Below are 11,868 nucleotides of genomic sequence, written 5' to 3'. Positions count from 1 at the left end.
GAGTAAATTCCGCATCCTCGGCTGTCGTGCGCAATGTTGCAGCGCGCTTTGCGATCGTTAACGCAGGCCTTAGCAGTCCAGCGGGTTGCGTTTATCCGGGTCGATGCCGAACTTGGTGATGGCTTCCGCCACGACTTTCGGTTCGATGTCGCCACGGTCGGCCAGGGCTTCCAGAGCTGCCAGCACCACGAAGTGACGGTCGACTTCAAAGAAGTGACGCAGCTTCTTGCGGCTGTCGCTGCGGCCGTAGCCGTCAGTGCCCAGGACTTTGTATTCCTTGGTCGGAACCCACTGACGGATCTGGTCAGCGAACAGTTTCATGTAGTCGGTCGAAGCGATCACCGGACCTTTACGGCCGTTGAGGCATTCTTCAACGTAGCTCACCTGTGGCTTTTGGCCCGGCTTCAAACGGTTGGCACGCTCGACGGCCAGGCCGTTGCGACGCAGTTCGTTGAAGCTGGTAACGCTCCAGACATCGGCGCCGATGTTGAACTGCTCACGCAGGATCTTCGCCGCTTCGCGCACTTCGTTGAGGATGGTGCCCGAACCCATCAGTTGAACGTGATGAGCCGCTTCGCGCTTGTCTTCCTCAAGCAGGTACATGCCCTTGATGATGCCGTCTTCGACACCGGCCGGCATGGCTGGCTGGTGGTAGTTCTCGTTCATCACGGTGATGTAGTAATAGACGTTTTCCTGCAACGTCATCATCCGGTGCGTGCCTTCGTGCATGATCACCGCCAGCTCGTAGGCATAGGCAGGGTCATAGCTGCGCACGTTCGGGATGGTCGAGGCCAGGATGTGGCTGTGACCGTCTTCGTGTTGCAGGCCTTCACCGTTGAGCGTGGTACGCCCGGAGGTGCCGCCCAGCAGGAAGCCGCGAGTCTGTGCATCGCCAGCAGCCCAGGCCAGGTCGCCGATACGCTGGAAGCCGAACATCGAGTAGAAGATGTAGACCGGCAGCATCGGGGTGTTGTAGTTGCTGTAGGCGGTACCGGCAGCGATGAACGAGGAGAACGCGCCTGCCTCGTTGAGGCCTTCCTGCAGGATCTGGCCGTCTTTCTCTTCGCGGTAGTACATCACCTGATCGCGGTCGACTGGCTCGTAAAGCTGGCCGACTGGCGAGTAGATACCCAACTGACGGAACATGCCTTCCATACCGAAGGTACGCGCTTCGTCGGCGAGGATCGGAACGATGCGCTTGCCCAGTTCCTTGTCTTTCACCATCGAGGCGAGGATACGACCGAACGCCATGGTGGTGGAGATTTCACGGTCGCCCGAACCGTCCAGAATGGACTTGAGGGTGTCCAGTGGCGGAGTCGGGATGCTGGTGTTACCACGGTTGCGCTGCGGCAGGGAGCCACCGAGCTTCTCACGGCATTTGCGCAGGTATTTCATTTCCGCGCTGTCTTCGGCCGGACGATAGAACGGCAGCGATTCGAGCTCGGAATCGTTCAGCGGAATGTCGAAGCGGTCACGGAATTTCTTCAGCGACTCGATATCGACCTTCTTGGTGTTGTGCGCGGTGTTTTTCGCTTCGCCTGCACCGGTACCGTAACCTTTGATGGTCTTGGCCAGGATGACGGTTGGCTGGCCTTTGTGGTTGACCGCCTGGTGGTACGCCGCGTAGACCTTGTACGGGTCGTGGCCGCCACGGTTGAGTTTCCAGATCTCGTCGTCGGACAGGTTCTCGACGCGCTTGAGCAGCTCTGGATCGTCGCCGAAGAAGTGCTTACGGACGTAGGCGCCGTCTTTGGCCTTGTAGTTCTGGTACTCGCCGTCGATGGCTTTGTCCATGCGACGCTGCATGAGGCCGTCTTCGTCCTGAGCGAACAGTGGGTCCCACATGCGGCCCCAGATGACCTTGTTGACGTTCCAGGCAGCGCCGCGGAATACGCCTTCGAGTTCCTGGATGATCTTGGCGTTACCGCGAACCGGGCCGTCGAGGCGCTGCAGGTTGCAGTTGATGACAAAGATCAGGTTGTCGAGGTTTTCACGACCGGCCAGGGAAATGGCGCCCAGGGTTTCCGGCTCGTCGCACTCACCGTCACCGATGAAGCACCAGACTTTCTGCTTGCCAGCCGGGATGAAACCACGGTTTTCCAGGTACTTCATGAAGCGCGCCTGGTAGATCGCAGTAATCGGGCCCAGGCCCATGGAAACGGTAGGGAACTGCCAGAAGTCCGGCATCAGGTGAGGGTGCGGGTACGACGACAGACCGCCGCCATCCACTTCCTGACGGAACTTGAGCATCTGCTCTTCGCTCAAGCGACCTTCAAGGAAGGCGCGAGCGTAGATGCCGGGAGAAGCGTGACCTTGATAGTAGATCAGGTCGCCGCCGTGTTCTTCGGTCGGGGCCTGGAAGAAGTAGTTGAAGCCGATGTCATACAGCGTGGCGCTGGACGCGAACGTGGAGATGTGGCCGCCCAGATCAGGGTCTTGCATGTTGGCGCGCATGACCATCGCCAGTGCGTTCCAGCGAACGATCGAACGGATGCGGCGTTCCATGAACAGGTCGCCGGGCATGCGTGCTTCGCGGGTAACAGGGATGGTGTTGCGGTAAGGCGTGGTGATGGAGTACGGCAGCTGGGTACCACTTCGTGTGGCCAGCTCGCCCATACGGGTCATCAGGTAATGAGCACGGTCTTCGCCTTCTTTGTCGAGAACCGATTCCAGGGCGTCCAGCCATTCCTGGGTTTCGACGGGATCGAGGTCTTGCATGGCTTGCTCCAGGGCGGAAAGGCTTCCAGAATCGGTTGCCTGAGTTTGTTGCGACTGGCCTTGTGGGCAGACGACGTAAAAATTCTTGGATGGCCGGAGTTGTACCCGGCGTTGTGTAGTTTTACTACAAATCTTTGGCCGTTTCAGCTTTTTGACTTGTATATACAGTAGTAAAACTACAGGTGAACGATGTTTTCGCTCGGGTCATGCGGTGAAACAAATCGCTAATGTTGGTTGAAATAACAAGCAGATCAAGTGAAAGCTGATCCCGGCAACCAAAAATAATGAAGCGCTAGCAATTTTTAACCTTTGTTCGACAGTCCTGTCCGTATCGTGTGTACAACCTCCACGGCGGGTAGTCTTTTGAACGCCGACCAAGGATAGACCATGAGCCTCCCTTTGCTGGCTGATCTGCCGGCCGTCCTGCTGCCGTTGGTCACTCGTGCGCAACAGTCGTTCCGCGCTGCGCTTGTCTCTCTGACGGAGGCCGGTCAGGCGACTTTCGATGCCTGGCCCGCTGAACGTCTGGCGGCTTTTGATCGCGTTTGCGCGGCCAGCGACTTTGTCGCTGATCAGGTGAGTCGCGACCCTCAGATGCTGCTCGACCTCGCCGAATCCGGTGAGCTTGAGCGTGGCTTTAAAGCCGGTGAGCTGCGCCAGCAGATGGCCGTCGCAGTGCAGGAAGCTGCCAGTGACGATGAGCTGGGGCGTAATCTACGTCGGCAGAGGACGCGGCAGCAAGTCCGAATTATCTGGCGTGACCTGACCCGGCAAGCTGATCTGGTCGAAACCTGTCGCGACCTTTCCGACATGGCCGATGGCAGTATCGACCTCGCGTACCAGTGGCTGTATGAGCGGCATTGCCAGCAATTCGGAACGCCCACCGGTCGTCGCAGCGGCGAGCCACAGCACATGGTCATCCTCGGCATGGGCAAGCTTGGCGCCGTCGAATTGAACCTGTCGTCCGACATCGACCTGATCTTCGCCTACCCCGAGGGCGGCGAAACCCAGGGGGTTAAACGTCCGCTGGATAATCAGGAGTTTTTCATCCGTCTCGGCCAGCGCCTGATCAAGGCACTGGATCCGGTGACGGTCGACGGTTTTGTCTTTCGCGTTGACATGCGCTTGCGGCCCTATGGTTCATCCGGCGCGCTGGTGCTCAGCTTCAACGCGCTGGAGCAGTACTACCAGGATCAAGGGCGCGACTGGGAACGCTACGCCATGATCAAGGCCCGGGTGGTCGGTGGTGATCAGGCCAAGGGTGACGAGCTGCTGGAAATGCTGCGACCGTTCGTTTATCGGCGCTACCTGGATTTCTCGGCCATCGAAGCGCTTCGCACCATGAAACAGCTGATACAGCAGGAGGTCCGGCGCAAGGGCATGGCGGCGAACATCAAGCTGGGTTCGGGCGGCATTCGCGAGGTGGAATTCATCGCTCAGGCGTTCCAGTTGATTCACGGCGGCCGCGACCTGAGCCTGCAGCAGCGTCCTTTGCTCAAGGTGTTGCGCACGCTCGACGGTCAAGGCTACCTGCCTTCGGCTGTCATTGACGAGCTGCGCCAAGGGTATGAATTCCTGCGCTACACCGAGCACGCCATTCAGGCCATTGCGGATCGTCAGACCCAGATGCTGCCCGAGGACGATCGGGACCAGGCGCGCATCGCGTTCATCATGGGCTTTGCCGACTGGAACAGCTTCCACGAGAAGCTTATGTATTGGCGAGGTCGGGTTGACTGGCATTTCCGGCAAGTCATCGCTGACCCGGATGAAGAAGAGGGTCAGGAGGACGGCGGCGAAGAGATCGTCGGCGGCGAGTGGTTGCCACTGTGGGAAGAGTCTCAGAATGAAGAAAGCGCCTCCCTTCAATTGCAGGAAGGCGGATTCTCGGATGCGCAGAAAGCGCTGAAGCACCTGAGCAATTTGCGCAACAGTTCGCAGCTGCGCTCGATGCAGCGTCTGGGGCGTGAGCGGCTCGATGCGTTCATTCCACGCCTGTTGGCCCAAGCGGTCGAACACAGCAACCCTGATCTGGTCCTGGAGCGTGTGCTGCCATTGGTTGAGGCCGTGGCGCGGCGGTCGGCCTATCTGGTGCTTCTCACCGAAAACCCTGGGGCGCTGCGCCGGCTGCTGACCTTGTGCGCGGCCAGCCCGTGGATCGCCGAGCAGATAGCCCGCTTCCCGCTGCTGCTGGACGAATTGCTCAATGAAGGCCGGCTATTCAGCCCGCCACAGGCGCTGGAGTTGGGCGCCGAGTTGCGCGAGCGCCTGACGCGCATTCCTGAAGACGATCTTGAACAACAGATGGAAGCGCTTCGGCACTTCAAGCTGGCGCACAGCCTGCGTGTCGCGGCGTCGGAGATCACCGGCAGCCTGCCATTGATGAAAGTCAGTGATTACCTGACCTGGCTGGCAGAGGCCATTCTGGAACAGGTGTTGGCGTTGGCGTGGCGGCACACGGTCGCCCGCCATGGTGCGCCACGGCGCCCGGACGGCACGGTGTGCGACCCCGGCTTTGTGATTGTCGGTTATGGAAAAGTCGGCGGGATCGAACTGGGGCATGGTTCCGATCTGGACTTGGTGTTCATCCACGATGGCGATCCGCAAGCCGAAACCGACGGCGCCAAACCAATCGATGGTGCGCAGTTCTTTACGCGACTGGGCCAGCGGATCATCCATTTGATTACCACGCAAACCAACTCCGGTCAGTTGTACGAAGTGGACATGCGCCTGCGACCTTCGGGGGCGTCGGGTTTGCTGGTAAGTTCGCTGGGGGCGTTTTCCCGGTATCAGGAGAACGAAGCCTGGACCTGGGAGCATCAGGCATTGGTGCGTGCCCGGGTGCTGGTGGGCAGCACGGATGTGGGCCAGGGATTTGAAGCGGTTCGCGCAGCGGTGCTGGGCCGCGAGCGGGATCTGGGCACGCTGCGTCAGGAGGTCAGCGAGATGCGCGCCAAGATGCGCGACAACCTCGGCACCAAGGGCACAACCGCCGGCAAGGGGGCGAATGCCTTCGAAGCCACGGCGTCGTTCGATCTCAAGCAGGACGCCGGTGGTATCGTCGATATCGAATTTATGGTGCAATACGCGGCCTTGGCGTGGTCCAGAGAGCATCCTGCGCTGCTTCGATACACCGATAACATCCGCATTCTTGAAGGTCTGGAGCAGGCGGGTCTGATGCCCGCTGCTGACGCCAGTCTGCTGCGCGAGGTGTACAAGGCGTATCGTTCGGCCGCTCACCGACAGGCCTTGCAGAAAGATGCGGGGGTGGTCAACGGCGATCAGTTTGTGGCCGAGCGGCGTGAAGTGATGCGGATCTGGGCGCAGTTGGGGTTGAGTTGATGTTGGCGCAGGAAACATAACCCCCTGTGGGAGCGAATTCATTTCGCGAAAGATGTGTCAGGCCACGTAGATGTGTCGATGGGTCTGGCTCATCGCGAATGAATTCGCTCCCACAGGGGTGAGCCAGGCAGTGACAGCACTGCAACGCCCCAATTGAAGGGCATATATAAAGCTATGACAGGGAGGCGTCAGGCTGTGTGGAAGCGTCACGCAGTCTGATGGGCCTCCCTGCTCGTTTCTGGTCGTTTTTGGATTGAGCATGAGAATTCTGATCGTAGGGCCCAGCTGGGTCGGTGACATGGTGATGGCGCAAACGCTGTTCCAGTGCCTGAAACAGCGTCACCCGCAATGCGAAATCGATGTGCTGGCGCCTGAGTGGAGCCGGCCGATCCTTGAGCGCATGCCCGAGGTGCGCAAGGCCTTGAGCTTCCCGCTCGGCCACGGCGCGCTGGAACTGGCGACCCGTCGTCGCATCGGTAAATCCCTGAAGGGCCAGTACGATCAGGCGATCCTGCTGCCGAACTCCTTGAAGTCGGCGCTGGTGCCGTTCTTTGCAGGCATCCCGAAACGCACGGGCTGGCGCGGCGAGTTTCGTTACGGCCTGCTCAACGACGTGCGCACCCTCGATAAACAGCAATACCCGCTGATGATCGAGCGTTTCATGGCGCTGGCCTATGAAAAAGGCGCCGAGATCCCGCGCCCGTACCCCAAGCCAAGCCTTCAGATCGAAACCGCCAGCCGCGATGCCGCGTTGGCCAAATTCGGCCTGAGCCTGGATCGTCCCGTATTGGCCCTCTGCCCAGGCGCGGAGTTTGGCGAGTCCAAGCGCTGGCCTTCCGAGCATTACGCCAAAGTCGCCGAGGCGAAGATCCGCGAGGGCTGGCAGGTCTGGCTGTTCGGCTCCAAGAACGATCATCCGGTGGGTGAAAGCATTCGTGAGCGGCTGATTCCCGGCCTGCGCGAAGAGTCGGTCAACCTCAGTGGCGGCACCTCGCTGGCTGAAGCCATTGACCTGCTGTCCTGTGCCGACTCGGTTGTCTCCAACGATTCCGGCCTGATGCACGTGGCCGCTGCGTTGAACCGCCCGCTGGTGGCGGTCTACGGCTCGACCTCGCCGGGCTTCACGCCGCCGCTGGCCGATCAGGTGGAGATCGTTCAACTGGGCATCGAATGCAGCCCCTGTTTCGAGCGCACGTGTCGTTTCGGTCACTACAACTGCCTGCGCCTGCTGGAACCGGATTCGGTCATCCAGGCCCTGAGCCAGCTGGGCGGCACCCCGGTAGAGGTTGCCTGACTTGCGGGTATTGCTGATCAAGACCTCGTCGCTGGGTGACGTCATTCATACCCTGCCTGCGCTGACTGACGCCATGCGTGCGCTGCCGGGTATCCAGTTCGACTGGGTCGTCGAAGAAGGCTTCGCCGAGATACCGACCTGGCACCCGGCGGTTGCCGGCGTGATACCGGTCGCGATCCGCCGCTGGCGCAAGAACCTCTGGCAGACCTTCAAGAATGGCCAGTGGCGTCAGTTCAAGCAGCGTTTGCGTGACACCCCTTACGACCTGGTGATCGACGCTCAGGGCCTGCTGAAAAGCGCCTGGCTGACCCGCTACGTCAAAGCGCCCATCGCCGGCCTGGACAAGCACTCAGCGCGCGAGCCACTGGCCGCACGGTTTTACGATCGGGCGTACCCTGTGGCTCGCGGTCAACATGCGGTCGAGCGGTTGCGGCAGTTGTTCGCCCAGGCGTTGGGCTACGAAGTGCCCGCCGGCCTTGGAGATTACGGGCTGGACCGCAGTCGTTTGCTGCAGGCCGGCACCGGCGCGCCGTTTGTCTTGTTCCTGCACGGCACGACCTGGGTCACCAAGCACTGGCCTGAGCTGTACTGGCGGCAACTGGCCGAACGCATGATCGATCAAGGGCTTGAAGTTCATTTGCCTTGGGGCAACCCGGCTGAGAAAGCCCGGGCCGAGCGAATTGCCTCAGGCCTTGATAAAGCCGTGGTGCTCCCCAAACTCAATCTCGCGGGCGTCGCCAAGGTGCTGGCCAGCGCACAAGGGTGCGTTGCCGTCGACACCGGCCTTGGGCATCTGGCGGCGGCGCTCGACGTGCCGACCCTCTCGTTGTTCGGCCCGACCAATCCGGGCCTGACCGGCGCGTACGGCAAGTCCCAGGTTCATCTGGCAGGCGATTACCCGGCCTGCGCGCCGTGCCTGCAAAAGAAATGCACCTATCAACCGACGGCGCAAGACAAGCGCCGGGTTGATACCGAACGCGAGTGGCCCATGTGCTTCACTCGCCTGAATCCCGAGCGAGTGGCGAGCCAGTTGAGCGCGCTGTTGCCGGCAAAGGAACATCCGTAATGCAATTGGCATTCGTGCTTTATAAGTACTTCCCGTTCGGCGGCCTGCAGCGCGACTTCATGCGCATCGCCCTGGAGTGTCAGCAACGTGGCCACACGATCCGTGTCTACACGCTGATCTGGGAAGGCGACGTGCCACCGGGCTTTGAAGTGCTGGTCGCGCCGGTCAAGGCGATCTTCAACCATCGGCGCAATGAAAAACTCACCGACTGGATGAACGCCGACCTGGCCAAACGGCCTGTCGACCGGCTGATCGGTTTCAACAAAATGCCCGGGCTGGACGTGTATTACGCCGCCGACGGCTGCTACGAAGACAAAGCGCAGAACCTGCGCCATGGCCTCTACAAGTACTGGGGCCGCTATCGCCACTTCGCCGACTACGAGCGTGCAGTGTTCGCCAAGGATGCGAAGACGGAAGTGCTGATGATTTCCGAAGTGCAGCAGCCGCTGTTCATCAAGCATTACGACACGCCGCTGAAGCGTTTTCACTTGTTGCCGCCCGGCATCTCTCAGGATCGCCGCGCCCCGGAAAACGCTGCCGAGATTCGTGCCGATTTCCGTCGTGAGTTCCAGCTGAACGATGACGATTTGCTGCTGGTGCAGATCGGCTCCGGGTTCAAGACCAAGGGCGTGGATCGCAGTCTGAAAGCGCTAGCGGCTTTGCCGTCGGAGCTGAGAAAACGCACGCGGCTGTTTGTCATCGGTCAGGACGATCCCAAGGTGTTTCAGTTGCAAAGCACCGCCCTGGGGTTGAGCGACAACGTGACCTTCATGAAAGGGCGCAGCGACATCCCGCGCTTCCTGTTGGGCGCCGACCTGCTGATCCACCCGGCCTACAACGAAAACACCGGCACGGTGCTGCTGGAGGCGCTGGTCGCCGGATTGCCGGTGCTGGTCAGCGCGGTGTGCGGCTATGCCCACTACATCGCCGAGGCAGACAGTGGCCTGGTGCTCGATGAACCGTTCGAGCAGAACCAGCTCAACCAATACCTGGCCCGCATGCTCAAGGACGATGCCGCGCGCGTCACCTGGGCGCGAAACGGCCTGGCATTCGCCGACACGGCTGACCTTTACAGCATGCCGCAGCACGCTGCGGATGTGATTCTGGCGGAGCACCACGGATGAAACTGATCCTTGCTGAACCCTTCAAGACCCTCTGGGCCGGGCGTGATGCGTTCGAGGCCGTCGAGGCGCTGGACGGTCAGGTTTATCGCGAACTGGAAAACCGCCGCACGCTGCGCACCGAAGTCGAGGGGCGTGGTTACTTCGTCAAGATTCATCGCGGCATCGGTTGGGGCGAAGTCGCCAAAAACCTGCTGACCGCCAAGCTGCCGGTACTCGGTGCCGGCCAGGAATGGGAGGCGATCAACCGCTTGCATGAAGCCGGTGTGCCGACCATGACCGCCGTGGCGTATGGCGAGCGGGGCAGCAACCCGGCCGCACAGCACTCGTTCATCGTGACGGAAGAACTGGCGCCGACCGAAAGCCTGGAAGACGTCAGTATCAACTGGGTGAAAGCGCCGCCTGAGCCCCGCATGAAGCGTGCATACATCGCTGAAGTGGCGCGGCTGGTCGGCATGATGCACCGCGCGGGTGTGAATCACCGCGACTGCTACATCTGCCATTTCCTGCTGCACACCGACAAGCCGGTCACCCCCGAGGACTTCAAGCTGTCGGTCATCGACCTGCACCGTGCCCAGACCCGCCCGGCGATTACCATGCGCTGGCGCAACAAGGATCTGGCGGCGTTGTACTTTTCGGCGATGGACATCGGCCTGACGCGCCGCGACAAGCTGCGTTTCCTCAAGGGCTATTTCCAGCAACCGCTGCGCCAGATCCTGGCTGAAGAAGCGGCACTGCTGAGCTGGCTGGAAGGCAAGGCCGAGAAGCTCTATCAGCGCAAACTGCGTTACGGGGATGCGCTCTGATGGCAGGTTGGATCCTTGAGCCTGAGTACGCTGCGCTGGCCGATGATTTCGGCTCGCTCGATGCCGTGTTTGCCTTGAAGGGCGAGCGTCTGACCCGTGACCCATTGTCCGAGGTGATCCGGGTCGAGCGCGGCGGCGTGAACTACTACGTCAAGCGTTATGTGGCCGCCGGCAAAGGTCTGCGCCGGTATCTGGGGCGACCTCGCGTCAAGTCCGAATGGCAGAACCTCAAGCGTTTCGCCAAGTGGGGCATTCCCACGGCAGAAGTCGTGGCGTGGGGCCTTGAACGCAATGGCACGGCCTATGATCGTGGTGCATTGATCACGCGCGAGCTGCCGCGTACCGAGGATTTGTCCGAGTTGGCGCGGACCCATGACACGCGATTGGCAGACCGCTCCTGGGTCAACACGATCAGCCAGCAGGTCGCACGTTACACCCGGACCATGCACGATCATCACTTCACGCATAACGACCTGAAGTGGCGCAACTTGCTGGTGGACGATCATTCGACCGTGTTCCTGATCGACTGCCCCAACGGCGCGTTCTGGGTCAGCTTCATGCTGCGCTATCGCATCACCAAGGACTTGGCGTGTCTGGACAAGGTCGCCAAATATCACCTGTCCGCCACCCAGCGCCTGCGTTTTTATCTGCAATACCGTGGGCGCGAACGCCTGAATGATTCGGACAAAAAACGCATTCGACACATCGTCAGCTTTTTCGAGGGGCGCGAATGAGTGATTTCATTGCCGATGCCGACCGCGCCTTGCTTGAGCGCCATGGTCTGGCCGATTTCGACTCGCTGTGGGAGGTCGAACTCGACGCCGTCGACGAGCCCAACACCGGGCGTGGTGGCTGGAGCAGCGTGTTTCGCCTGGAGCTGGAAGGCTCTGGCTTCTACCTCAAGCGCCAGAGCAATTACCTGACCCGCACCTTGCATCATCCGCTGGGCGAACCTTCTTTCTCCCGGGAATTTCGCAACATCAGCCTGTACCAGACGCTCGGGATCCCGGCGTTGCATGCGGTGTTCTACGGTGAAAAGAAGGTCGAGGGTGAACGCCGGGCAATCCTGATGACCCGTGCGCTTGATGGCTGGACCGATCTGGACACGTTGCTGACGCAATGGGGTGAGTTGTCCGCAACCCAGCGTCTTGCGATTCTGCAGGCCTGTGGAGAACTGGCGCGCACGCTGCACAAGGCGGGTCAGGTGCACGGCTGTTTTTACCCGAAACACATCTTTCTCAAGGCACGCGGTGGTGCCTATCTGGCGCAGCTGATCGACCTCGAGAAAACCCGCAAGTCGATCTTTGGCCAGCGTGACCGGGTCAAGGACCTGGAACCGCTGCTGCGCCGCGCGCCGGTCTGGAACGAAGCTGAAATCCGCGAGATGCTCGCCGCGTATCTGCACGCACCCGGGAACAGCGGACTGGTCGAGGCCTGGTGGCAACGGCTGGCCAAGCGCGGTAGCCATAAACGTAGCAATCGATAGGCCGGGTCTCAGTGAATGCAAACCTCCCACAGGTCATC

Annotated in this window: 8 protein-coding genes; 7 read left to right on the top strand and 1 reads right to left on the bottom strand. The window is 60.7% G+C overall.

Going from position 1 to position 11,868, the window contains the following annotated elements; all coding sequences use genetic code 11:
* Nucleotides 1-69: 69 nt before the first annotated feature.
* Nucleotides 70-2,718, bottom strand: coding sequence for a pyruvate dehydrogenase (acetyl-transferring), homodimeric type (gene aceE / locus AB4N84_RS07990; protein WP_074751725.1), 2,649 nt, complete (start codon nucleotides 2,716-2,718; stop codon nucleotides 70-72).
* 387 nt (nucleotides 2,719-3,105) lie between these two features.
* On the opposite strand from aceE, the gene glnE reads away from it, so the two are divergent.
* The 7 genes from glnE to AB4N84_RS07955 all read left to right on the top strand — a co-directional run bounded on the left by glnE (nucleotide 3,106) and on the right by AB4N84_RS07955 (nucleotide 11,830).
* On the top strand, nucleotides 3,106-6,057 hold the full coding sequence (glnE, locus tag AB4N84_RS07985) for a bifunctional [glutamate--ammonia ligase]-adenylyl-L-tyrosine phosphorylase/[glutamate--ammonia-ligase] adenylyltransferase (protein WP_460045879.1): 2,952 nt from the start codon (nucleotides 3,106-3,108) through the stop codon (nucleotides 6,055-6,057).
* Between the two features lie 259 nt (nucleotides 6,058-6,316).
* The gene (waaF, locus tag AB4N84_RS07980) at nucleotides 6,317-7,351 is read left to right on the top strand and encodes a lipopolysaccharide heptosyltransferase II (RefSeq protein WP_074751729.1); all 1,035 of its coding nucleotides are present in this window, start codon (nucleotides 6,317-6,319) and stop codon (nucleotides 7,349-7,351) included.
* A 1-nt stretch (nucleotide 7,352) separates the two neighbouring features.
* Nucleotides 7,353-8,417, top strand: coding sequence for a lipopolysaccharide heptosyltransferase I (gene waaC / locus AB4N84_RS07975; RefSeq protein WP_460045878.1), 1,065 nt, complete (start codon nucleotides 7,353-7,355; stop codon nucleotides 8,415-8,417).
* Nucleotides 8,417-9,541 carry a glycosyltransferase family 4 protein gene (locus AB4N84_RS07970; protein WP_460045877.1) on the top strand — a complete coding sequence of 375 codons (1,125 nt, stop codon included), beginning with the start codon at nucleotides 8,417-8,419 and terminating at the stop codon, nucleotides 9,539-9,541. The genes waaC and AB4N84_RS07970 overlap by 1 nt, the downstream gene beginning before the upstream one ends.
* Entirely contained in the window at nucleotides 9,538-10,344 is an 807-nt protein-coding gene (rfaP, locus tag AB4N84_RS07965; protein ID WP_074751735.1) for a lipopolysaccharide core heptose(I) kinase RfaP, read from the top strand. The genes AB4N84_RS07970 and rfaP overlap by 4 nt, the downstream gene beginning before the upstream one ends.
* Nucleotides 10,344-11,078 (top strand): lipopolysaccharide kinase InaA family protein, encoded by a 735-nt coding sequence (locus tag AB4N84_RS07960; protein WP_074751737.1) that lies wholly within the window; start codon nucleotides 10,344-10,346, stop codon nucleotides 11,076-11,078. The genes rfaP and AB4N84_RS07960 overlap by 1 nt, the downstream gene beginning before the upstream one ends.
* Nucleotides 11,075-11,830: a lipopolysaccharide kinase InaA family protein gene (locus tag AB4N84_RS07955; RefSeq protein WP_460045875.1), complete on the top strand. Its 756-nt coding sequence runs from the start codon at nucleotides 11,075-11,077 to the stop codon at nucleotides 11,828-11,830. Before AB4N84_RS07960 ends, AB4N84_RS07955 begins: the two co-directional genes overlap by 4 nt.
* The last annotated feature ends 38 nt before the right edge of the window (nucleotides 11,831-11,868 follow it).

The sequence above is a fragment of the Pseudomonas sp. S2_H01 genome (assembly GCF_054668305.1).
The sequence above is the reverse complement of the archived record's forward strand: the minus strand, read 5'-3'. Positions and strand labels throughout refer to the sequence as shown.